The organism is Robertkochia marina, from assembly GCF_004799345.1.
Lineage (GTDB): Bacteria > Bacteroidota > Bacteroidia > Flavobacteriales > Flavobacteriaceae > Robertkochia > Robertkochia marina.
This window is the reverse complement of sequence record NZ_SSMC01000002.1, coordinates 491,410-516,386: the sequence shown is the minus strand read 5'-3', so window position 1 is coordinate 516,386 and position 24,977 is coordinate 491,410. Positions and strand designations below refer to the sequence as shown.

Annotated in this window: 22 protein-coding genes; 3 read left to right on the top strand and 19 right to left on the bottom strand. The window is 37.2% G+C overall.

Annotated features, from left to right (window positions below):
* The first annotated feature begins 33 nt into the window (after positions 1-33).
* Complete coding sequence (locus E7Z59_RS08750) at positions 34-1,788, top strand: DUF1800 family protein (protein ID WP_136335938.1); 1,755 nt, start codon at positions 34-36, stop codon at positions 1,786-1,788.
* Positions 1,789-1,938: 150 nt separating this feature from the next.
* On the opposite strand, the gene E7Z59_RS08745 is transcribed toward E7Z59_RS08750, so the two are convergent.
* The 14 genes from E7Z59_RS08745 to E7Z59_RS08680 form a co-directional block, all read right to left on the bottom strand.
* Complete coding sequence (locus E7Z59_RS08745) at positions 1,939-3,288, bottom strand: exopolysaccharide biosynthesis polyprenyl glycosylphosphotransferase (RefSeq protein ID WP_136335937.1); 1,350 nt, start codon at positions 3,286-3,288, stop codon at positions 1,939-1,941.
* Positions 3,289-3,550: 262 nt separating this feature from the next.
* Entirely contained in the window at positions 3,551-4,681 is a 1,131-nt protein-coding gene (locus tag E7Z59_RS08740) for a glycosyltransferase (protein WP_136335936.1), read from the bottom strand.
* On the bottom strand, positions 4,681-5,682 hold the full coding sequence (locus tag E7Z59_RS08735; RefSeq protein WP_136335935.1) for an NAD-dependent epimerase/dehydratase family protein: 1,002 nt from the start codon (positions 5,680-5,682) through the stop codon (positions 4,681-4,683). The genes E7Z59_RS08740 and E7Z59_RS08735 overlap by 1 nt, the downstream gene beginning before the upstream one ends.
* Positions 5,683-5,736: 54 nt before the next feature.
* Positions 5,737-6,822: a glycosyltransferase family 4 protein gene (locus tag E7Z59_RS08730; RefSeq protein WP_136335934.1), complete on the bottom strand. Its 1,086-nt coding sequence runs from the start codon at positions 6,820-6,822 to the stop codon at positions 5,737-5,739.
* A complete protein-coding gene (locus E7Z59_RS08725; protein WP_136335933.1) occupies positions 6,815-7,780 on the bottom strand; it encodes a hypothetical protein in 966 nt (321 codons plus the stop codon). The genes E7Z59_RS08730 and E7Z59_RS08725 overlap by 8 nt, the downstream gene beginning before the upstream one ends.
* A gap of 187 nt (positions 7,781-7,967) precedes the next feature.
* Complete coding sequence (locus tag E7Z59_RS08720) at positions 7,968-9,017, bottom strand: hypothetical protein (RefSeq protein ID WP_136335932.1); 1,050 nt, start codon at positions 9,015-9,017, stop codon at positions 7,968-7,970.
* Positions 9,014-10,264: a lipopolysaccharide biosynthesis protein gene (locus E7Z59_RS08715; protein WP_136335931.1), complete on the bottom strand. Its 1,251-nt coding sequence runs from the start codon at positions 10,262-10,264 to the stop codon at positions 9,014-9,016. The genes E7Z59_RS08720 and E7Z59_RS08715 overlap by 4 nt, the downstream gene beginning before the upstream one ends.
* Before the next feature lie 5 nt (positions 10,265-10,269).
* Positions 10,270-11,307 (bottom strand): pseudaminic acid synthase, encoded by a 1,038-nt coding sequence (gene pseI, locus E7Z59_RS08710; RefSeq protein WP_136335930.1) that lies wholly within the window; start codon positions 11,305-11,307, stop codon positions 10,270-10,272.
* Positions 11,288-12,304: a GNAT family N-acetyltransferase gene (locus E7Z59_RS08705; RefSeq protein WP_136335929.1), complete on the bottom strand. Its 1,017-nt coding sequence runs from the start codon at positions 12,302-12,304 to the stop codon at positions 11,288-11,290. The genes pseI and E7Z59_RS08705 overlap by 20 nt, the downstream gene beginning before the upstream one ends.
* Positions 12,291-12,983: a pseudaminic acid cytidylyltransferase gene (gene pseF / locus E7Z59_RS08700; protein ID WP_199287186.1), complete on the bottom strand. Its 693-nt coding sequence runs from the start codon at positions 12,981-12,983 to the stop codon at positions 12,291-12,293. The genes E7Z59_RS08705 and pseF overlap by 14 nt, the downstream gene beginning before the upstream one ends.
* Entirely contained in the window at positions 12,976-14,169 is a 1,194-nt protein-coding gene (gene pseC, locus E7Z59_RS08695) for a UDP-4-amino-4,6-dideoxy-N-acetyl-beta-L-altrosamine transaminase (RefSeq protein WP_136335928.1), read from the bottom strand. The genes pseF and pseC overlap by 8 nt, the downstream gene beginning before the upstream one ends.
* Positions 14,144-15,181: a UDP-N-acetylglucosamine 4,6-dehydratase (inverting) gene (gene pseB / locus E7Z59_RS08690; protein WP_136335927.1), complete on the bottom strand. Its 1,038-nt coding sequence runs from the start codon at positions 15,179-15,181 to the stop codon at positions 14,144-14,146. The genes pseC and pseB overlap by 26 nt, the downstream gene beginning before the upstream one ends.
* Positions 15,182-15,205: 24 nt before the next feature.
* Positions 15,206-15,574 carry a phosphomannose isomerase type II C-terminal cupin domain gene (locus E7Z59_RS08685; protein ID WP_136335926.1) on the bottom strand — a complete coding sequence of 123 codons (369 nt, stop codon included), beginning with the start codon at positions 15,572-15,574 and terminating at the stop codon, positions 15,206-15,208.
* A gap of 65 nt (positions 15,575-15,639) precedes the next feature.
* Positions 15,640-16,647, bottom strand: coding sequence for a mannose-1-phosphate guanylyltransferase (locus E7Z59_RS08680; RefSeq protein ID WP_136335925.1), 1,008 nt, complete (start codon positions 16,645-16,647; stop codon positions 15,640-15,642).
* Positions 16,648-17,381: 734 nt separating this feature from the next.
* Here E7Z59_RS08680 and E7Z59_RS08675 point away from each other — a divergent pair.
* Complete coding sequence (locus E7Z59_RS08675; protein ID WP_136335924.1) at positions 17,382-17,738, top strand: four helix bundle protein; 357 nt, start codon at positions 17,382-17,384, stop codon at positions 17,736-17,738.
* 79 nt (positions 17,739-17,817) lie between these two features.
* Here E7Z59_RS08675 and E7Z59_RS08670 read toward each other — a convergent pair whose 3' ends face one another.
* The 3 genes from E7Z59_RS08670 to E7Z59_RS08660 form a co-directional block, all read right to left on the bottom strand.
* Positions 17,818-18,303: a UpxY family transcription antiterminator gene (locus E7Z59_RS08670; protein ID WP_136335923.1), complete on the bottom strand. Its 486-nt coding sequence runs from the start codon at positions 18,301-18,303 to the stop codon at positions 17,818-17,820.
* Positions 18,304-18,451: 148 nt separating this feature from the next.
* Positions 18,452-18,811 carry a four helix bundle protein gene (locus E7Z59_RS08665; protein WP_136335922.1) on the bottom strand — a complete coding sequence of 120 codons (360 nt, stop codon included), beginning with the start codon at positions 18,809-18,811 and terminating at the stop codon, positions 18,452-18,454.
* Between the two features lie 119 nt (positions 18,812-18,930).
* Positions 18,931-20,286: a capsule assembly Wzi family protein gene (locus E7Z59_RS08660; protein ID WP_136335921.1), complete on the bottom strand. Its 1,356-nt coding sequence runs from the start codon at positions 20,284-20,286 to the stop codon at positions 18,931-18,933.
* Between E7Z59_RS08660 and E7Z59_RS08655 the strand changes: the two genes are divergently transcribed.
* The gene (locus tag E7Z59_RS08655) at positions 20,279-21,106 is read left to right on the top strand and encodes a tyrosine-protein phosphatase (protein WP_136335920.1); all 828 of its coding nucleotides are present in this window, start codon (positions 20,279-20,281) and stop codon (positions 21,104-21,106) included. The genes E7Z59_RS08660 and E7Z59_RS08655 overlap by 8 nt on opposite strands.
* Positions 21,107-21,677: 571 nt before the next feature.
* Here E7Z59_RS08655 and E7Z59_RS08650 read toward each other — a convergent pair.
* Complete coding sequence (locus E7Z59_RS08650; RefSeq protein ID WP_136335919.1) at positions 21,678-24,065, bottom strand: GumC family protein; 2,388 nt, start codon at positions 24,063-24,065, stop codon at positions 21,678-21,680.
* 12 nt (positions 24,066-24,077) lie between these two features.
* Positions 24,078-24,857, bottom strand: coding sequence for a polysaccharide biosynthesis/export family protein (locus tag E7Z59_RS08645; protein WP_136335918.1), 780 nt, complete (start codon positions 24,855-24,857; stop codon positions 24,078-24,080).
* Positions 24,858-24,977 lie beyond the last annotated feature (120 nt).

Genomic DNA, 24,977 nt, shown 5'->3' with positions numbered 1-24,977 from the left:
CGAAACTTTAGCGAAGTATTAAAACTATAAACTATGCAAGAGGAACCCAAATACAAAAACATCGACCTTGTAGAACAATTCTACAAAGAAAATGTAGACCTCAAAGCCATACAGAAAGCCCGTGCATCAAAGAAACCGGTGACCAGCGGACTGGAACCTTACACCGGGGAATTTGGAAAAGCCCAGAAAAAGCATTTGTTGAACCGCACAATGATGGGCTATGCCCACCGACACTATAAAGACATCGAAAACCTAACTCTGGACCAGGCACTAGACCTGATCTTTACCCCGGAAACCAAACCAGACCCTCCTGTGAATGATTATTACCATGAAGTTTCAAAGGAAGAAATTGAAGCTCAAGGACACGTTTATGTAGAGCCGGGAACTTCTTATGTAGAAACCTCCGAACCAAAAGTTCCTCCAATTCAAAGGTATCAATCCTTTTATTCATGGCTTCTAAACCTTCAAGTTAATCAAAGCACTAAAATTCATTGGAAATTAGTTTTTTTTCTTCACAATTTATTACCCGCCTCCCAGGGTACTGTTAAAATGCTATACCCACATTATATGATGTTATTTAATTATAGCTTCAGACCTTATCACAAAACTATTAAAGCACTTACATTGGATCCATTGATGCTTTTTTATTTAAATTTACAAATAAGTCAAAAGCAAAGTCCTGATGAAAATTATGCCCGAGAATTGCAGGAATTATTTACTATCGGCAAAGGACCTAATGCTCAATATACAGAATATGATATTATAGCTGCTTCAAGAGTACTTACTGGATGGCAATATTCAGGTAACTCGTTAATAAATGAAGGGCCCATTCAAACTATTTTTAATTCTGCTAAGCATGACCCAGGTACTAAAAATTTTTCTTCCTTTTATGGTAATAGAACTATTGATGGTAAAATGGGAAATGATGGTGCTTTGGAGCTAGATGAGCTAATCGAGATGATTTTTGAGACACAAGAATGCGCTCTATATCTAAGCAGACGATTATATCAGTTTTTCGTAAATCCGATTATAAATGAAACTGCGGAGGTAAATATTATAAAACCACTGTCTGAAATACTTAGAAATAATAATTTTCAACTCGACATTCCTCTAAGAGTATTGTTAAAAAGTGAGCATTTCTTTGATTCTTCCTTTTATTTTTCATTAATAAAAGCACCGACTGAATTTATGTTTGGCTTTATGAAGGAATTTGAATTTGAATTCAAAAACTATGAGTCTAAAGGTGACATTCCTGCTAAATATATTAATCAAGATACCACGAACTTTTATAAATATAAGGCCATAGATTGGTATATGAATAATATTGGTCTTAGATATATCTATCCGCCTTCTGTTTCTGGATGGCCTGCATACTACCAAGCTCCTGTTTATGACCTATTCTGGATCAATTCTATAACGATTTCTGAACGCACTAAAATTGGAGAGCAATTCGGGAAGTGGGGGCTTACTCTTGGCCCGGGAGATTCCGGAGGATGGGTACAATTGGTCATTGACCGAGCGAAATACGTCACCTCTTTAGATGACCCGACCAATCTTGAAAGCGTGATCGAACAGGTAAGTGAACGTCTGCTTGCGTCCCCCATGAGTGAAGAAACCCGGAACCGCATCAAAAATGCCATCCTTGACGGCCAATCGGAATCCCACTTTACAGAGCTGGTTCAGGCCTATCTGGATGATCCTTCGGAAGAAAATAAGAATGTCCTGTCAGGCAGGCTGGAAGACCTCTTTGCAGGGATTTTTAAGTTAGGGGAGTTTCAGCTTTTTTAGTTTGCAGTTAGTGGTTTACAGTAATTAGTATTTATAAATGGAAGAGTTAGGACAATGCCTTTAATTCGCTTAAAAAATTCAACTGTTACCTGTTATCCTCAAAAAATAAGAGCCTCAATTTATCTTATGTAGTATTATGAATACCAATAGTTAATAAGCCATTTCCTCACCCTTTACAACATTATATACGGTGTCAAATACGATCTTAAGGTCCAGGGCCATCGACCAGTTTTCCACATAAAAAATATCGAACCTCACCCGGTTAACGATATCCCTGCTTTCAAGGATCTCACCCCTATACCCCCTAACCTGGGCTAGTCCGGTTATTCCGGGTTTCACAAAATGCCTTACCATATATTTATCAACCGAATTTCCGTAGATTTCTGTATGATAAGCCATATGAGGACGTGGGCCGACAATAGACATCTGCCCAAATAATACATTAATAAATTGTGGCAGTTCATCAATACTGGTCTTTCTCATAAAATTACCAATCTGGGTAACACGCATATCCCCTTTGGTTGCCTGTGCTTTGTCTGCATCCTTGTTCACAGCCATGGAGCGAAATTTAAAACAATAAAATTCTTCCCCATTGATTCCATGCCTAATTTGCTTAAAGAATACAGGACCACGAGATTCCCATTTGATCAGTAAGGCCAATAATGGAGTCAACCAGGAAAGTACACCCACAACTACCAAAAAGGAAAAGAGAATATCAAAACTTCTTTTTAAAAATGCGTTAAGTGAAACCTCCAAGGGGATTTCCCTTAAAGATAATATAGGTAGAAAATCGTAATAATCGAACCGAAGATGCTTGTTGTAAATGAATTTATTATCAGGAATGAACTTCACTGTTTTAAGATTATTATCAGCAAAATCCACTATCTGCCCCAACTGTTCATTAGATAGTTCAGCTACTGAACAATAAATCTCATCTACCTGTTCATTTTGAATGTATTTCAAACACTCTTGAACTGAAAACGTCTTTGATTTCGGTACAAAACTTTTTTTGAAGTCATATCCAAATTGTGGGCGATTTTCAAAGATGTGTATTAACTGTTTAGCTTTTACATTGTTTCCAACAACCACCGTTTTTCTTATGTTACCTCCCAAAAGTACTCTATACCTATGAAGAAGAAAAAACATCAAAAACTTAAAGATAGTTATCCAAAGAAAACTGATGATAAGATATTGGACTAATAACAAACGGCTTAAGGAGTGTTCTTTAAAAAAACCGATAAAAGCAAAAAGGATCAGAAAAAAAACGACGAACTGACGAAACAGCAGCGACATTATCTTCGTTAGCTTAGCGAAACGTTCAACCTGGTAAAATCCATTTTTATAGGATAAAACAAACCACGAAACCAATAAATAGCATTTTAATAAAAAACTGTCCAGTTGTGGAGATAATATGAATGTTAGACCAATAAAACCAGTGATGTCTATAAAGTGAGACAAAGGCTTTAATAAACCAGAAAATCGTCCTTGGGAGTATCGCATAAATTTTGGTTATCAATAATTCTTTATTCTAATAATCCGATAAGTTGGGGGTTCTTGCAAATTAAAATAATTTTAACCAGAATTTTGTTAAAAGAGAATACGAATTAAATTCGTCTTTTTCAAGAGATTTCCATGTATACATCTAATTTAACAACTGATAATATTTATCTTATTTGAATACATGATGTTATAGGGCCAAATCGTTTTAAAACATAGGTCATAAAAGAAAACGAGTATGAAAATATCGAATTGAACCTTGATTTTAATTCTTGATAGTTTCTTTATTCAAATAGGTCCCTGCGAGACTCATAAATTTCTGAATAAAGTGTTCTTCTGAAAATTTTGATGCATGTGTCCTGATCCATTCAGGGTTGAAATTCTGTTCCTTATTCTCAAAGTCATCTATACATCTCTGAAGAGAAGTGACAGTTTGATTACCGAAAAACAACCCGGATGATCTACCCGTATTATTCTTATTTTCGATCACAGTCTCCAGAGCACCGCCAGCACCATAGGCAATAACCGGTAAACCAAAAGCCATTACTTCTAGTGGTATCATACCAAAATCTTCTTCTCCTGGGAATATTAAAGCCCTTGAATTCTTTATTATCTTCTGTATTTCTGACCACTCCAGAGCTCCGGTAAATGTTATGTTCGATTTAGCCTTTTGTTGTAATTTATTGAGTTCCGCACCATCACCTACTACCACTAGTTTTTTACCATTTCTGTTAAAAGTTTCTACTAATAGATCAATTCGTTTATAAGGTGTAATAGCTCCAAAACTCAGGTAATGCTCTCCTCCGTTACTCTTGAGAGGACCGTTAAAGAGTTCGGAGGCAATAGGAGGATGGGCTACTTTTGCGTCCCTATTATAGTACTTATTTACTCGATTCTTAACATTATCCGAATTAGCAATATAAAGGTCTACATTATCGACGGTACCACTGTCCCACTTCCTTAATTTATTAAAAAAATATCTTGCGACAGGCTGCAGGAATCTATTCATCCCGCGTAAATATTCCTCGGTATATCCCCAACAATAACGCATAGGGCTATGAATGTAACAGATATGAGGAGTTCCTTCAGGAATTTCTATTCCTTTTGCAGGGCCGGATTCAGAAGAGATCACCAGATCATAATTATCTTGTAGCCTCAACGATTTTATACCGATAGGATAAAGTGGAAAGATCTTCTGGTAATGCTTTCTGAGAAATTTGCTTTTACCAAGCATGGATACATACACATTGTGATCTTCTAAATAATTACCATAGGTACTTTTATCATAGAAAAGCGTATAAATATCCGCATCCGGATAAAGTTTTAATAGGTTTTCAACTACCTTTTCACCACCCCTTCGGGTTACAAACCAATAATGTATAATTGCTACTTTCATTATTCAAAATCTTCTGGGCTGATACTCCTCCAATGTTTTAATGCGGATTCAAAGTCATACTTAAATTCAAAACTGTTATCTATGAGGTACTGAGGCTTAATATTGGTAGGAAAACCTGCTTTCTTGACTCTGACAGGATGTATATCAGATTTTTTTCCTATTAGGCGAAATCCAAATTGGAGTATACCTGCAACGGATGCCAATGCCCAAACTGGTAATTTAAGGACTGTCTTCTTATACTCAAATTCCTTTTTAACCGTATTTACCATATCCTTAAGGGGAATAACAGGGTTTTCTGCGTAATTATAAATGATCAACGGCTTCTCCTTTTGAGCCATGGTGAACAACATACTTTCGACCAACCCATATACATAGCCATAGCCCTTAATGATATTTCCTCCATCAGGTAATACAAACTTGCCGGCTTTTATTGCTTTAATCATCCGATAAACATTACCTGGATCTTTAGGGCCAAAGATCACGCTGGGCCGCACAATTATAAGTCTTCGGCTTTTATCCCCTTCCAGCCATGTCCTGTGAATTCTTTCTGCTAATGCCTTTGAAATTCCATAGGCTGTTTCCGGGTATAAAGGAGAGGACTCAGAACGTTGATCAAGAGACCGACCATAGGGAGCAATACTGCTTGTAAAAAGAATATTACTTATCCCGGTACGCCGGGCAAAGTCATTGATATTTTCTGCTCCCGGGATATTAGTGTTAAAATACTCTTCATATTCATGACCGGGTTCCCGGTGGACAGCAGCAAAATTAAAAATCCAGGAGTTGGGTTTATCTAAATTCTGTGGCAAATCTAAATTAATAAAACTCCTGACATCTGCTTGGACGTATTTTATAGAATCTTTATTTTCTAATTTACTCTCTTCAATCGAAATGATATCGACAATCCAAACTTCTTCAAATAGGCTATCCGTAAAAATTTTTTTAACTAAATGACGGCCAATATATCCAGCACCACCAAAAACAACAGCTACCTTTTTCATCTTTTATAATAATTAAATTTTATAATGATTTTTTTTAGCCAGTAATTAATTTCTTTAACCAATGGATATGTTCTTGTCCTCATGTTTACCAATACCCAATAATATATTCTTATGAGCCTTAATCGTTTTATCCCAAGTAAACAATTTTAGTCTTTCTTTACCCTTTTCAATAAGTGAATCTCTTATCTCTGGTCTATTAATAGCATCCATCATCTTTTCACCTATGTCATCTACTGAATTTGGATTGAAATAAATTACGGCCTTCCCCCCCACTTCCGGAATAGAAGCTGCATTGGATGATAAAACAGGTAAACCTTTAGAAAATGATTCAAGAACTGGTAATCCAAATCCTTCATATATAGAAGGCATTATAAACCACTCTGAAGTAGAATAAAGGTCTAGTAAAGTTTGATCATTTACCCTTCCAGTCAGAACAACATCATTTCTAGTTTTACACATATTTGTGATTTTCATACCATATTTATCATTATCCAAATTACCAACGATTATGAACTTATAGTCTCCTAGGCTTGGATTGTTATTCTTAATATTAATGAAAGCCTTAATAGCATTATCTATATTTTTATGAGGCTTAATGTTTCCTACAAATAATAATTGTTTTTTTACAGTACCATTATTTTTTTGATATTGCGGCCCTCCATTATAAATTTTTTTCACTTCTTTTTTACAACCAGTATACTTAATTATTTCACTTTTAGACCATTGGGAAACTGTAATAATGTGATCACTTTTCATTACCGCCATTTTATAGAAAAGCTTGGAATAAATCCTCTTTAACAAACTCAATTCATTAAGAAATCTTAAATGGTACGTATCATGAATAGTTACTACTCTTGTTAAACATTTTAAAGGCAGAAGTGGAATATTAAAGTGTGGAGACCAAAAGACATCACAACGAGGTATTTTTAAAAAAAGTTCTAACTGTTCCTGAATAGAATAAATAGAGGATTTTACAACAATGTAATCAGGACCAGATCCAAAAAACCCAATTTGTTCTTTATAAACCAAAAGAGAAAGGGCAATTTGTTTTTCATTAACTAGGTGTCCTAATATAGTTTTTAGATACTTACCAATTCCTGAATGATTTAACATTCTTGCATCGATTGCTATTTTACGCATTATCTCTAGCGGATTTTAGTAAAAAGAGAATTAAAAAAATTGCGATCGGCATAATTGTAAGCGTTATCATTATTCCGGTACCAAACCAAAACAACCTCCAAAATTCTGCAAACGCATATATTAAGGTAGCGTAACTCAAGTATAAATAAGTATGCCGAAAACGACTTAATATTCCAGTAATAAAAGAAAGTAACAACAATAAAATAGGAGTAGATACAAGAGCCCACCACCCATATAATTGAAATTGCGAATTTAATGCTGAGTTTGCTGTTAAACTCTTTTCAATACCTGCATAATTATCCCATCCCTGTGGATCATCCAAAATCTGATAGCTTTTTTCACCAACTGAGACCGCCCCTTGGAAGGCTACACCTACGTATGTCATTATTTCAGAAAAGCCAGCACTATAAAAGTCATTTATTCCACGATCTCTATAAAAATTAATATTCCTTGTATAATTAAAAATACCCAAAAGATGAAAGCAGCTTAATCCAAGTATTAGTACTTTCTTCATATTAATTCTAATCCTTTTATAGGATAGGTATAAAATGAGGGTCGAAAGTAGAAAAACAATAATTGACAACCTACTGGATATAAGAGCTATCGAAATCAAAAACATGATGTTCAGATAATCTAATAGACTTTTCTTTTTGAATATTAGCCTTCTAATTACAGCTACAGCAGAAGCTTGGATTGCCAAATATCTCAAACTAAAAATACCTGGGGAATAAACTTCTTCTAAAGTATGACGGAACGTATTGGCAGTACCATTAAAAATATTAAAAAAGAAAATCTCAACCCCACCTAATAGCCCAAATAATGTTACGAAAGTCTTCATAACACCGATAAATGTTAAGAAGGAAATTATGTAATAGACACTATCGGAGTTAACGGGAACTATTTTTCTGGCTTTTTTTGTTCTAATAGGTATCCTTTTACCTAAATTAAACCCTGCCATGGAGAATAATATAGAGATCAAATACCACAGCATAGCTAATAGAAATCCAAAACTAAATATGTCAAAGCGTTCCGAGAATCCCTTACGCAAGTAACCAAAGTCAGGAAAAATCCAAAAAGAGAAACTTAAGATAGAGGTTATGAAAATTATACCATGCGGAGTAGACAGGAATCTCTTTATCATAAACTTAACCGATTGAAATTAACCGTAGATTGGCATAATCTCTGTAAGCATTGTAAACATTTCTTATGTTTTTTTTATGCCCATCATCAATTATTTCTTCTTCTTTTAGCAAAAAAGCTTTAAAGGAGTTGATTGTATAGATATCATTTAATGTATCGACTGCAGAGGAAAAGAAAACTCCAAACTCTGTTGGCCACGTTTGCCTCCTTATTACAGAAAGCTCTATTGGTAATTGATTAGCAGAAACTTCCCACCCGACTTGCTCTATAATTTTTAAGGTGTCCGAATTTTCGGCCCTATGACTGAAATAAACTACATGCTTATCTTTGTAATATTCAGCAATCCTTAAAATCAATGATTTAAAATAATTCTCTTCAATAATTGAATTAGAACATAACGCCGTACCTATAAAGTAAACAACATTATCATCTAGCTCCAACCGATTTTGATTTTTTTTTAAGTACGTAAAATTATTTTGATCTATTTGGATGTCAAAATCGGACAACTTCTCCCTGATTTTACCATAATAATAGGTGAATAATGTGACATTATTATTTCTAATTTTTATGTCATATCCTAGAACTTTCATGAACAAGCCTTTCCAATATGGAAATATTGTAAATTCTTTACTACTTGATTTATTTTTAAGCCTTTCAACTACACTATATATAACATTTCCATCATCTACATAAATTCGTTCACCTTCAAACATCCCAACTATTGCTGAATGTACTAGTGAATTTATATCCCCAATTAGAATTTTATCCCATTTAATGCCATAGAAATCTTTTTTTACAGAAGTTAATTCTTGTAACATTTTGAATTTATTGAGAGGATTCCGGAGTGATCCAGAATTTAAATATTCATATCGCTTAATTTTACCTTTTAATTTTAAATATTCAAAAGTATTCTGGGTTTGATCAACTTCTCTTTTATTTGTGACATGATGAAAAACGAAATGTAAATCTTCATTCCTTAATTCATTTTTATACAAATATTCATTGACGTTAATTAATTGAAGAGGAGAATGAACAATTATAAGTATTTTCATCATATAAAACGGTTTAGACTTAACTTCTTAGCATAAGCCCGACGTTTTAAATAAAACATCAAGAAATTTGATAGTACTTGTGTAAAAACAGCACCTAATATGCCTATTGATTTAATAAGAATTATATTCAACAGTAAACTTATAATGGTACTTAACATAGTAACCTTCAATATGGTTCTTTCTTCATCCCAGCCTATTAGCAAATAGTGATAATAATAACCTAAATTCAAAAATAAATTTCCAATAAGTAAACCATATAAGACCCATTGATTTCCTTCTAATTCCGGTCGCTGCATGAAATTCAAAAGAACTGGAATCACGAGAATAAAAAGTAAATTTAGAAGAAGGAACAAAAGCAAAGTACTTTTTTGATTTTTCACTATTTCGTTAATAATATTTTCTAATGTACCCTCTTTAGCAACTAGGATAATTTTCGGATAAACAAAAGATATTATTAGTGTAAACACAATAACATTGTAAATATTCGCTATTTGGAAATAAAAGGTGTATATCCCTACATCTTTAAGTGTATAAAAATATTCTAGGAAGTATCGGTCTGCATATTCTAGTAACTTTAAACAAAAAGTAGCCATCAACATAAGGCCTGAAACTTTAAGTCCTTTCTTAATCCAATTTAAATCAATTCTCTCTTCAACTATTTTTCTAAAAGTTGGAAATATTAGAATGGAAAAAATTAAGTTTAAAAGACAAAATATTAACCAAAATTTCAGTAATGTATTGAGGTTTACGGGATTGGATGTGAACATAACATAGCTTGAAAAACAAATTGGCCATATTCCTGTTCTTAAAAAAAGTAAGATGTTCGCCGTAAAAGATTTTCCTAGGGCAATAAAAAATCTGAAAAATTCTTGACCAATATGCTCAAACAAAATCACAAAAAGAAATAGCCAGAAATTAAGGTTAGAATTAAGTCCTTCCTTAAAATATGATTGAAAAAATATAAAAAGCAATGGACTTAAAAGTAGGTAAGCAACTAATAAGATTAAAAAGTTATTTTTTAATATAAAAGCTGGGGTTTTGTTTGAACTTACCAGTTGTTTATTTGAATAGTTATAAAAATCTAGACCAAATATTAGAACCAAAATAGTAATAGTCGAATTCAGTAAGCCTACTCCACCTTGAAATTCTACGGAGATGTTTCGAGTTACCACAATAGTAAGAATAAATTTACCAAGAATCCCAAAGCCCCTTAATGACAATAACAGTATTTTTCTTAAATGAATTGCCATGAAGACTAACTGAACATATTTTGATGTAAAGGGCTTCCTTTCTCATATTTATAATTAAACGTTTTCCCTATAATTTGGTTTAAGAATTTAGGATGCATACCATAACCAGGTCTTATCGATCTAACATTTTCTTCTGTTAATAAATCCCCTTTTTTAACATCCTTAACAATATATAATGATCTTGAAAAATTTCTACCCTGAATTTGTTTTTCTGTTAACTCATAGTCAACTTTTCCAATTGCAGACTCTGCATTTCTTACAGAATTCACCATTTGGGCAAATTCTTTTTCTTCCATAGAAAAAGAAGCATCAGGTCCACCTATAGAACGATCAAGTATGAAATGTTTTTCAATGATCTTTGCACCAAGCGCAGTGGCAACAATGGGTACATCAGCCCCCAAAGTATGATCGGAAAGACCTGATATGACACCAAAACGATTTTCAAAATCTTTTATCATAGATAAATTGGCCTCTTCTATGGGGGCAGGATAACTAGAGGTACATTTTAACAAAGCAATATCTCTATTTCCGGCATTATAACAAGTTTTTAATGCTAATTCAATATCCTCTTTTGATGCAATTCCTGTAGAAATAATCACAGGTTTCCCCTTCCGTGCTACATAATCGATTAATGGTATATCAGTAATTTCAAAAGATGCTATTTTATAAGCAGGAACATTTAGTGTTTCTAAGAAATCTACTGAAGATTTATCAAAAGGTGATGAAAAACATTCCAAACCTTCTTCCTTAGCGGTTTCCATTAACTCCTTGTGCCATTCCCATGGAGTATAAGCTTCTTTATATAACGCATATAGATTTTTCCCTTCCCAAATAGTCCCCTTTATCAAAAAATCATTTTTGTTAGAATCTATTGTAATAGTATCCGGAGTATAGGTTTGAAGCTTTATACAATCTGCTCCAGCGCGTTTGGCTGCTCTTATTGTTTCCTTAGCAGTTTCTAAATTTCCATTATGGTTCGCTGATAACTCAGCTATAATAAATACTGGACTCTTTTCATTAATCTCAAATTGTGAAATCTTCATTTACTAATTTTGTGAATTTAAATGCTTGTTTTAATTTTTCCTTTTTAAACCCTAACTTCTCAAAAATTCTAATTGAACTAACATTAGCCGGCATAACGGATGCAACTATAGTGTCAACACTTCCAACTTCAAGTAATAAGCGTTTGATCCCTAACAAAATGATATCAGTACCTAATCTCTTTCGTGTATATTTTGTATCTATTAGGTAACTGACAATTGCTTCATTACCAATTATATCAAAGCGAATTGAACCAACCTCAGATCCTCCTAAACATAAAATGTAATATTTAGAATTTTCATTACTCAATTTAGAATAGAACCATGACAAATGGTTTTCTAAATCAATTTGACTTTGATTGAAAGAGTATTTTCTAATATTAGGATCTTTAGCCCATTTATAAGTTAACTCCCAATCACCTCTATTCGCCTTTCTTAAAACTTTTTTATTATTTAACTTTGAATGTATTAATACAGATTTAGGAACCCCGTTTATATAAACATGCTCCTTCAAAATAGCCTCATTTGTATATTTTGAAATTTTTAAGGCTTCGTATAATTTTGGCCTAAGATCATATGCGTAAGTATATATCTTGTTAAAATTTAGAGATACAAATGCCAGTTCCTCTAAGCACTTTAACATTGCAACCCAGTAATTAATAAAATGGGATGACTCGAGACGAGGATCCATAATAAAAGAAATTTCAGCGTTACGATCCTCCCAATTAATATGAACCAAACCTCCATATCCTATCAGCTCATTCTTTACAAAACATGAGAATAACAATTGAGAAGGCCTATCTTGATCATAAAGTTGATTTACAACTTCTTTGAAATAACGCTCTTGATCCTTATCAGATAAGGGGTGTTTTTGTCTTAAATGGAAAATTTGAGCATTTCTCCAACGCTTTATCTGAAATCGATCCTGAAACCGAATGGGTTGAATCTCAAAATCACCAGAATTAAAAATTTGCTTTTTAAGTACTTTATAAGATTCCATATTTCAATTCAGCTAATTTCCAATCACTCTCATTATCAATATCCTGAACTCTTAGCTCATCCAAAACTATAGGAGCAGATCGCTTAGGCCAAAGAGTCGACTCCTGCAAAACTTCTTTCACCCTAAACATGTAAAATTGACCTGCGTCATGATAAGTAACGTCTAAATCTTGGGATCGAGAAGTTAAAAAGTTATTATTAATTAATTCTAAACAACCAGTTTTAGTTATTTTCAAAGCTCTTTGAATAGGATAACTATAACCCACAACAGGAAAAACACAATCAAAATTCCCTGTTTCAAGCTTAGTCTTAGCTTTTATCAATAATTCACTAACTACAAAAGGAGCCGTCGGATAGATACAGCAACATGTATCGAAAATAAAACCTAAATCATTATAGGCTCCTAATACCTCCTTCAATACATCTAATGTCGTGGCAAAATCATTGGAATTTTCTGCTCCCCTCATAAAAGGTACCTTGGCTCCATACTGCCTTGCTATTGATGCTATCTGATCATCATCGGTCGAGACCATCACTTCGTCAAAGAGGCCGGAATTTAATGCTGTCTCAATCGAATAGGCAATTATAGGCTTCCCTAGAAATGGTTTAATATTCTTACGGGGAATCCTTTTACTCCCTCCCCTTGCAGGTATAACGCAGATAGCTCTAGAACTATTCAAAATATTCTATTATTGAATTTATGACAAACTCTTGATCTTCCTCACTTAGCGTTGGATACATAGGTAAACTGATACATCTTTCATAGTATTTCTCGGAAATGGGGTAATCCCCTTCCTTATAACCTAGACCCTGATAGTACGGCATTAAATGACATGGAAAATAATGAATCTGTGCGAACACTCCTCTTTCCCTTAAATAATTATACAAACCAAGTCTATTATTAACTTCGATCACATACAAGTGATAAGCGTGATGTTTAGAGTATTTTGAATGCCCTAAAACAAAGTCTTTATCATCAAATGCCTCAGAATACACTTTAGCAATCTCTCTTCTCCTGGCTACTCCGGTTTTAGCCCTTCTCAATTGTGACAACCCCAATGCGCATTGCATGTCGGTTAGACGGTAATTATAGCCCAGCTCATGCATTTCCATATACCATCCGGGATATCCTTTTCCTCCTTCAGTAATTCCAGAAGCCAGACCTACATCATTGACAAAGTCTGGTTCATTTTTGGTAATGCCATGCGTACGAAGCTTCATAAGGCTTTCAAAAAGCTTTGCATTATTTGTAGTGATCATTCCCCCTTCTCCACAAGCAATATGCTTTACAGGATGAAATGAAAAAACCGTGAGATCAGCGAATTTACCGTTCCCGCATAATTGTTTCTCCTCTTTAGAATCTATAAAGGATGCTCCGGGGGCATGACAGGCGTCCTCAATGATCCATAAGTCATATTCATTAGCCAACTCCCTTAAACCTTCCAGATCTACAGCTCTTCCAGCAAAATCCACCGGAATAACACCCTTATAAGTACCTTTTGGAGCACTTTGTAAAAGTTTCTTAACACTATTGATATCCAATAAATAGGTATCAGGATCAATATCAGCAAAGACCACTTCTGCCCCAGAATACCTCACACAATTAGCTGAAGCGGCGAAAGTTATGGGAGTAGTGATCACCTTATCTCCAGGTTTAAGACCTAATGCCATTACACTTAGGTGTAATGCTGCCGTTCCATTAGAAACAGCTACCGCATAACTACTACCAACATAAGCAGCAAATTCGTTTTCGAATTCTTCTATTCTAGGGCCCTGGGTCAGGTAATCTGATCTTAAAACTTCCGTAACCGCATCAATATCGGCCTGGGTAATATCTTGTTTACCGTAGGGAATAATCTTCTTCATACACAGAAAATGAAGGGTCTACATGTTCTTTAATCAATGTTCTCAGGGACTCTACCGTTTCCCATTCCGTATTTTCTCCTGAATTATAACTAAATCCAAGAGGCACCTTTTTAGCATCGAATACTTTTACAAAGTTTTCCAAAGACCAACGATGTGTTGCCGGTAGGATGGCATAATATTTACCAAGATCATAGGTGTAGAAGGAATCGGAAGGAGTTATCATTTCTTCATGCACCTTTTCTCCAGGTCTGATCCCTACGACCGGTTTTTCACACTCAGGCCCGATGGCTTCGGCAACATCTAAAATCTTATAGGATGGGATTTTTGGCACAAACAGCTCACCTCCCCAGGCATGCTCCAGGGCGTGCATCACCATATCTACTCCACCTTGAAGGGAAATGTTAAAACGTGTCATATTCACATCAGTAATAGGTAAGGCACCTTCATTTCTCTTTTTTATAAAGAATGGGATTACAGAACCGTTTGACCCCATCACATTTCCATACCGTACTACAGAAAATTTAACCGGACGATCTCCTTTGATATTGTTGGCAGCAACAAACAATTTATCGGACGTTAACTTGGTTGCTCCATAGAGGTTAATCGGTGCACACGCCTTATCGGTTGATAATGCAACCACTCTCTCCACTTCGGTTTCCAATACTGCATCCACAACATTTTGAGCTCCACCGATATTTGTCTTAATACATTCTTCCGGATTGTATTCTGCGATTGGCACGTGTTTCATCGCTGCTGCATGAATTACATAATCCACCCCTTTGAATGCGCGAACCAAGCGCTCCTTATCTCGAACATCTCCAATAAAAAAACGTATTTGGGGATATTCATTGGCAGGATACTCCTGAGCCATTTGAAATTGCTTCTGCTCGTCTCTGGAGAATATGATTAGCCTACGTACCTCAGGATTATTTGTTAAAATATGTCTGGTTAAAGCCTTACCCAAGGAGCCCGTTCCTCCGGTAATTAAAAGTGATTTTCCGGTTAAATCCATAGTTCTGCTTTTTTATAATTAAATTTAATTACCGTTTAAAAGGCTCTTATCGGAAACCCTGTTATAGTCGTCTTCAATCCGGACAATATCATCCTCCCCAAAATAGCTTCCATGCTGTACTTCGATAAACACGCAAGGTTCTTCTTTAGTATTCTCGATTCGATGTTTAACACCTTGAGGGATTTGAGCCACTTCTCCTACTCCATAATCTTTCACCTCCCCATCAAGGGTAATACGTCCAACACCCTCAATGATGGTCCATACCTCTGAACGTTTATGATGATATTGGTAAGACAAGCGCCCACCCGGTTTTACTTCGATTCTTTTTACTTTGTGAGTCGGTGCATCTTCCAGCACCCAGTACTTCCCCCAGGGGCGAATATCAATTTCCATAAATTAAGTGTTAAAAGTTAAGAGTTTAGAGTAGTAATATTCTAAAAGCTTAAGCAAATTGTTTATTATTTGAATTGTTTATATAGTTCTTTGACTTTTTGAGCATTACCCTTTTGTAATACCAGAATAGTATCATTAGTTTCAATAACATTCAAGTCTTCAAGTCCAATACCTAGTACTCTTTTCTTTGTTAAAACATGGGTGTTAGAATTACCTACACCTTCTACCTCTTTAACAGGACCTATTTCATCATGGTTTTTAAAATAATCCACCAGCGCATCGTAATTACCAAGGTCTGTCCATTCAAAGTCAGCCGCCACAGTTCGGATCTTATCGCTTCGTTCAAAGACTGCATAATCTACACTGTCTTCAGGAATCGCCGCCATAGTCTCTTTTGTGATACCAGCCTCGTGCGCTTCCTCACTTTTTTGGTAGATCTCAGGACTCAACTTTTTTAGCTCCTCCAGAAAAACTCCGGCCTTAAAACAGAACATCCCACTGTTCCAATAGAAATTTCCCTTTTTCAAGAATTCTTGAGCAGTTACAACATCCGGCTTTTCTCTGAAACTTTTTACTTTCTCTCCTTCAAATTCGATATACCCGAATCCTGTTTCCGGATATTTCGGTTTAATCCCAAATGTTACAAGGTATCCTTCTTTAGCCAGCTGTAATGACCTCTCTACTCCCCGCTCATACTCAAACATCCCTATCATATGATCGCTAGGAGTCACAAATAAGATGTCATTTTCATCTACCGCTAAGGCCGCCAAGGCTATAGCCGGCGCTGTATTCCGTGCCACAGGCTCAAGGATCACGTGACCAAACTCCTTCCCCAACTCACCCATCTGCCCTTCAGCCTGGGTTATATGCCCTTCATTGGTGATGATCATAGTCGCATCCACCAAATTAGAATTCCTTAATACAGTGTGCTGAAACAGCGACTTCCGGTTAAACAACTGCAAAAACTGTTTTGGTTTTTCCGGGGTACTTAAGGGCCATAAACGGGTTCCAAACCCACCGGATAATATGGCATTAATGATTCTGGGAGAGTTTTGATCTGGTTTTGAGCTCATTAGTGTTTTACGTAGGTTTTTCTTGTTACTGTATTTTAGCTAATTCTAACTGATAAATAATCTAACGTATTCTAAATCCGGAGATTGCCACGACGTGCTTCGCATGCCTCGCAAAGACGATTCATTTATAATTTATAATCAATAATTTATAATACGCCACGGCATTGGCACTTCAAGGCTTCGCCGCACTCAGTCCCACTTCAGTTTGCAGTTAACGGTTTGCAGTTTGCAGTAGCCTTTTAAAAAATTTAAGAGTTCTATATTATTCTGCGAACTGATTATGTTAACGGGCATTTGGGGCCTCGTGTAGGGATGCAAACATCCCATTTAAATGGTAAATGGTAGATTATAAATGGTGAATTAACTTAGAAATTAATTCAGCTCTACAATTATCGATCGGAAATGTTAAACCTTTAAAATCAATAAAATACGTCATTGAATCCGATGAAATGCATCCTTTTATCGACCAGTAAGTTACCACCTTTTCGAGCTTGCAAATATAAGCGATTATTTACGATGACACCAATAGTAGGTTGTTAAGTTTTCAACTATCACGTTATCGTAGATGTTAAAAAGCGGAGGGTTACGGGTGGCCGTAAAGATGGTGGTCGGTGGTCGGTGGTCGGTGGTCGGTGGTCGGTGGTCGGTGGTCGGTTAAGAAAATTAAGAATAACATTACCATCCAACTAAATTATATAGTATATTTTCTGTATTTTTAAGTGAAAGTATATAAAATGAATTACAAGGACATGGAAGTTTGGAAAAGTAGCATGGATTTAGTTGATCGTGTTTATGACGTTGGTGAATTGTTACCCTCCTATGAGAAATATGGATTGAGGACACAAATTAATAAATCGGCTGCTTCAATTCCATCTAATATTGCAGAAGGCTCCGGAAGGGAAAGCACAAAAGAGTTTATCCGGTTTCTGGATATTGCAAATGGTTCGTTATACGAACTGGAAACACAGCTACTTATTATTAAAAACAGAAACTGGACAGATACTACTCAACTTATTGAATCAGATGTTATGATCATCCGAAAAATGATATACCGGCTTAAACAAAGTTTAAGAAACAAAACGAGAAAATAACCCAATTCCTAATAGACATCTTATCATATTACCTGCAAAAAACTCCTCTGACCACAGACCACCGACCACTGACCATGAATTAGATCCCTAATTCACTCCTATGCAACACCACCATACAATTCAACTTCGGCAGACTAATCTTCACCCTGCTGCCGCTGGTTTCTTCTACAATGGCATGATTCCCTTTTAAGGCCCCGGATTGTACTTTTATTTCTTGCCCTTTTTCCAGGTCAGTAATGCGGGCATCGTCATAGACCTTACCTTCGAGCCACTCTTTGAGTAAGGCGATCTCTTCTTCTCTTACCACAGCAGGTTTCCCCAGCCAGAATAAATAACGAACCACTCCATGGACTTCAAAAACCTGGTCACGATTCTTCTCTTCCATCCGCACAAACACATACGAGCTGAATAACGGACGCTTTACTTTCTTCTTGCGATCACTCCATTGACGAATCTCTGTAACTACAGGACAATACACCTCTACACAAATTTCCTCTAACTGCTTGGCAACTTTCTTCTCCCATCGGGGGCGAGTTATCAATACATACCATTTTTTGCTGCTCATCGGATTCAGGCTTTTTGCGAAATTAAGGAATATGAGGAGAATGGGCGAATGGGTAAATAGGCGAATGGGCTAATAAGTAAATTGGAATTGGGTAAATGAGCAAATTAGCGAATGGGATTATAAAACAATTTTAGTAATTGAGCTTTTTCTATTGTTTAAGGGATTTCATGAGGCCTGAAAGTTGTCGTGCAATTATTTCAGATTCTTCCCTTATATCCTCATAGGTCTTATTATTCAGGTACCCGAGATCTTTACAAAGAATCAGATGATTTAAGGTTTCCCAAAGTGAGCTGTAGGATATATTTATAAATCGTAACTTTTCTTTATCTGTATTTCTTGAAAATCCTTCAGCAATATTAGACGCAATACTTACCGATGATCTTCTTAGTTGAGAAGTCAGTCCATACAATTCACTGGAAGGAAAACTTGCCGAGGCCTCATAGATTGATTTCGTTAATTCTCTGGAATTGTTCCAGACATCCAAACGCTCAAAATAAAATCGATACATAAATAGAGTTTTACACTAAATATATCGATTATATTCTATAATCTGGTTTTGTCCCAATTATCGGCCTATCTTCACATTCGCCTATTAGCCTATTTGCCCATTTACCTATTCGCCCCACATCACCAACTCCTACTCAACCCAATTCCAACCGCCCCATTATCATTTATATTCGAATGATCGGCAGCTACCCAGAAATGTAAAGGAGTGAAGGCATTGCGCCAAGTTACCTGAAGATCACCAGATATAATATTTTTAGGACCATTATATGGCTCACCATAATAAGCCCTTCCTGGTGAACTATAATTCTTCCTGAAACTAACTCGTCCCCTAAAATTAAAATTACCTACACCTATTAAACCTCCGAAGTGATGGACTACTATTCGATTACTATAAACTCCATCTTCATTAGGCGACAAAAGAAAAAATGGAGTTCCAATAATCATTCCATTATAGGTATAACCCCCAGGATATTGACCATTATTAAAATAGTCATCATCAGCACTAAAATCATCAGCCCAGGCACTCTGACTTTTGGTGTAGATAAATTCATAGATGGCAGATCGGAACCAATGTTGTTCCTTCTTATTTTTCAGATAAAGGGCATATCTTCCATCGGGTAGATTTGACAAGTTACGCCCGGAACTGTCTTCCTGAAGATTGTTCCATATGAACTCCCCATACCAATTCTGCCAATTCTTACTGAGATGGAAGAAGTACCCGGAAACTGCATTCCCCAAGGTATTAATCTGATCGCTTTCAGTAGCTCCTTCCCCTCCAGGTAGACTAAAAACCGCCCTGAGGTAATCACCAAACCCTTCGGGTTGTTGTCCAAATCGCGGGCTATTTCCGCCCCACATAACCGTATGGCGAAGCCCTCCTTTGACCTGCCATCCTTTATCAAATCTATATAAAAAGGCAAGAGATTTCCCATGAAACCTTGCTCCCTCAACGTACCTCTCATCATCAAGAAAGTAATCCCCGTATTCTGCTTCAAACAATAGCCGTTTGCTTTTCGTCAAGGCTACCGGATGGGCGGTAAATAACCGAACCCCTGGTCTTGGCCTTGCATTGTTGTTCCAGATCATATCCGTATTCACCGAAGCAATTCCATCATAATTCTCAATCGGCTGTTTCTTACCGCCTTCGAACCCCAACCATTTGTATTGATAAGAAAGATACCATTCATCAGCCCGAACCTGACGTTCCAATCCGTCGTTGTACAAAACCCCTCCCCCGACTTCCAGGTAGCTGTTTTCGCCAAATCCTTTCCCAACATTTGCGTTCAGTAAAGTAAAAGCGTTTGTGTTTGCTTCTATCCTCCCGAAGGTATTGTGGTACATCCAGAAGGGCAATTCCTCATCGGTTCCGGATAACCCCAACACGGATGCATTTCCTGAAAATTCCAGTTGCTGCCCATAGGTAAAAACGGAAAAAAGTATGGCTACTAACGAAAAAGCAGGTAATTTTATGCGCATAATAGATTTGGGAATTACGCCAAAGCTGACGACTTTTGTTTTTTATTTCGGATGCGAAAATACCAAATTTTTACCGAAGACAACCATGCTGCAATTCTTTAAGAAGAAACAATCCATACTCCCCTTATTAAGGGGCCTCTCCGATATTCACAACCATGTCCTGCCGGGTATAGATGATGGCTCCAGAAATCCGGAAGAAAGTAAAAAAATGCTCCTCCTCTACCGAGAACTCGGTTTTCAAAAGGTGTATTGCACCCCTCATATCATGGAAGACTACTTTCATCTGAATAAAGAAAAGATCACCACTACCCGAAACTCTTTCTTTGAAGGCTTGAGTCCGCGGGAGCAGCAACTGACACTCCACCCTGCCGCAGAACACCTCATGGACGGACAGTTTGAAAAGCTGTTGGAAGAAGACAGCTTCATGCCCTTAAAAGACAATTATATCCTTGTGGAAACCGGATTCATGGCCCGCCCCATGAACCTGGATGAGATGATCTTTAAAATGAATACCAAAGGCCTCACCCCCGCATTCGCTCATCCGGAACGCTACGGCTACTTGAAGACCCTAAAACACTTTAAAGAGCTCAAAGACCGGGGTATGACGCTCCAGCTCAATCTCCTTTCTCTTAACGGTCACTACGGGAAAACCGTCCAGCAAAAAGCTGAAATGCTTCTCAAAGAAGGCCTCTACGACTTCGTGGGCACCGACGCCCATAAACCCATGCACCTCGAGATCATCGGGGATATGAGGGTGTTTAAAGAAGTACTGGGGCCATTGAAAGGGGTTGTGGAGAGGACGAATGAGGTTTTTGGTTAGAAAAGGGTACGAGGGTACGGGGGTACGGAGGTACGTGGGTACGGAGGTACGTGGGTACGGGTGTTACCAACCACAATCTACTTTATGCCTTCTTCAGTTTTCAAAATATTTTCAAACGGTAAGTATATATTTCACTCACTAATCCTTATCTCTTTTCCCCACACCCTAAAGGGAGGAGATAAGGATTAGTTTATATTAAACAAGGTGTTATTTAAAATTTAATTCACACACACCCAATGGTAAAAAAATCCTTTCTTTCTTACGCCCTTTAGGGAGGGGAAATGAAGAAAGAAAGGATTTGAAGGAGGTCAATTGATTAGAGTTTATCGGGATGCCACATCTCACTTTTACGGGATTCGCAAAGACAATAATATTTTGGATTCAAATGATTTATTCCAAATACCTTTTGTTACTATTGCTTCGCCATCACTTGAGTCGAAAAATCCTTTAAAATCACCTCAATTCCAATCTTCATAACCTCGTAACCTTATAACTTCATAACACAAAAAAAAACCGCCCAACTCTCGTCAGACGGCCTCCTATATATTCTACATTAAATTCTTCTTACCACCTACCTATTAAGCAACTTCTGAAAGAAAGTCTTCTCCTGCTGCCCATAGGTGTAACCATATTTATTACCGTAGCCAAAATAAGCTTGCTTTACATCGTTTAATACGATGGAGGTAGCCGGTAATTTCTTGCTCTTAATAGTATCCTTGATGAAGTCAGTGAAACGCTCTTCAGAGTAGCCTGAACGCATCACATAGACTACCAGGTCGGCGTATTCGGTGATCAGTAAACTGTCGGTTACCAGTAATAATGGAGCCGAGTCGATGATCACGTAGTCATATTTTTGTTTTAATTCTTTGAAGAATTCTGCCGTACGCTCTCCCATCAGTAATTCTGCAGGGTTTGGAGGGATACTTCCTGAAGTAACCAGGTCCAGATTACTGATACCGGAATTAAATCTGATCTTATCCAGACTGATATTTGTATCATGAAGGAAATTCGAAAGTCCGGTACGGTTACGGTCGTGTTCGAAATACGCTTTGATCTGCGGGTTTCGAAGGTCAGCACCTACCAGTACCACCTTCTTTCCTGTATTGGCAAGTGATATCGCTAGGTTAGAGGAAGTCAGGGATTTCCCCTCTCCTTTGGTAGTTGAGGTCACCATAATGGTGCGGGTCTCATTCTTATCCTTCCCGACGAACATATATTGTAAGTTAGTTCGAATGATGCGGAATGATTCTGCCAAAGCTGATCTGTTATCATTGGCGATCATCTTATCTTCCTTTTCTCCCAAACGTGGTAATTCTCCAACGATAGGAAGTTCAGGAAGGTTCTTTTCGATATCCTTTCTGCTCTGTATTTTATTATTCAGAATATCATGAACGAAGATTACTAAAAATGGAAATAAAAGCCCAAGAAGCACTGCACCACCTAAAACTACAGGAGCTTTAGGAGCAACAGGTTCAATACTGCTTTTAGCATAGTCAACGATCTTCGCCTTAGGAGCTGTTACTGCCATAGAGATGGAAGCCTCCTCTCTTTTTTGAAGTAAATATAAGTACAGTGCTTCCTTAATATTTTGCTGACGTTCGATATTGCGGAATTGCTTTTCCTTATTAGGTACCCCCGCGATTTCTCCCTCAATGCGATTTTCACGGCGGCGAATGTCATTCATGGCAATTTGTAAGCCAATCTTTTGGGTTTCCAGACTTTCCAGCACCGTAGCACGCAGTTGCTCGATCTGACTGTCAATATTTTTTACAACCGGGTTTTTCTCTGTGGAGTTCTTACGAAGGTTCCCTCTTTCGATCACCAGGGTGTTATAGGTGGTGATTAATCCCGCCAGTCCGGACCCTTCATTACCTTCCCCAATCCCCAAATTGGCCGGTAATAATTTACTGTTATCTCCCTCCTCAAGATAAGTGATCATGGTATTGATCACCTCCATCTGGGTAGCCAGTTCCAGATGACGTTTTTCAACTTCACTCACATTCTCCAGGAATAGCTGAGCCTCTGCCTGGATATCGGTCAATCGGTTATCTGACTTGAAATTCACTTTGTCTGTTTCAACAGAATCCAGCTCCTTTGCAATGATCTGCAGACGGGCATCGATAAATTCAGCCGTATTTTTGGACACCAAATTATTGTCAACTATTGCATCTTCATTATACTGGTTCACCAATTCATTCAGAACGTCCTTTGCTTTGGGCCTTACCGGATGCGCCAAAGACAGGTTGATCACCGTAGCATCCTTGCTGGCCAGGCTTACACCTATCTTCTTAATTAGGCTCTCTGCCATGGCAGGAATGGTACTAAAAGAAACATAAACAGCCTCATCAGCTGGTAAAAGATCCTCAACCGGAACATCAGAATTCGGTAAAACCATAATATGGGCAAATGGCAATCCTATTTTATTACCCAGGTCAGCTATACCTTCAAAGGATTCACCTTCAAAATCTTCTCCTGCATATTCGAACTGCTCATCATTCAGCATTGTGATCTTAACAAGCTCAGAAGGTAGTTTTACTCCCTTTTTATAATCAAGCACCTTCACCTTAAAAGGAGCAGTACCATAAACTTCTTTGGTTAAAAAACCTTCCTTAATAAAGTATCCAAGATGGAGCTCCAACTCTTCTACTACCCTTTCCATTAGGCGGGAAGATCTCAAAATCTCGATCTCGTTCTCCACGCTGTTGGAGCTCATGCCGCCCAGCATTCCCAGATCCTGAAGGGCTGAAAGTTCAGAAGCCATGCCCCCTCCCTTTTCATCCTTGATCAGGATACTCGCTTTATTCTGGTATACAGGGGTAGCAAATTTCAAGTAGGATACCGCCCCGGCTGCAGCTACGATCACCCCGAGTACAAACCATTTCCAGTGTCGGAGATAGCGCTCCAGTAATTCCCTTAAATGGATCTCTTCTTCCTGTTCAAAATGCATATGTTCGTTCATTACAAATAAGGATTATCGGGTAAATAAAATAATTAGGGATACCAATACTGAAGATATGGAAACGAAGATCGGTATGTTTCGGTTATAGGCCGAGGCCTGTACCTGGGCTTTATTAGGCTGAACATAAACCACATCATTTTGCTGTAAATAGTAAAACGGAGAGTGAATAAAAGATGCGCTCGTCAGGTCCACCGTACCATGCTTCTTCACGCCATTTTCTTCACGGATGACCAAAACCTCTTTGCGTTTTCCATAAACAGTCATATCTCCTGCCATCCCCAGGGCTTCCGGCAAGGTGATACGCTCATCCTGAATGGGGTAAGACCCCGGACGTAATACTTCGCCGATAACGGTTACCTTATAATTCATGATACGGATATTAATGATAGGGTCTACCACATATTCGCTGATACGAGTTTCCATATCCTTGATCAGCTCCTGCCGCTTCATTCCTGCCACGTTTAACGTCCCTAAAACAGGGAATTCAATATTCCCGTCCCCGTCTACCAGGTAGGTCTGTAACTGCATTTGTGCATTGACATTACCACCGAGGTTGGTGCTGGGCGTTACCGGTAAATTAAAAGGTTGTACCGCCTTTAGGTCATAGGAAGAAACCACGATCTGCAACAGGTCGTTAGGCTGTATAACTGCAGAGTACGAAGTTTTCTCTGCCTTTTCCAGTACCTGGTCGATGTCCTGGAAATAAAGAATGTCTTTTTTGGACGCACATGAGCTCAGCAAGATACTAATGACTGCCAGCCATGCGAATAATGAAATGGGGCTTGTTTTCATATTGGCAATTTGAGCCTGCAAATATAACAGTCTCTACCCTTTAAACAAACCCTTAGAGAAAGAATTCGATGAGTTTAACAGTGTTTTTTTCTGAGGTACGAAGGTACGAGGGTACGGAGG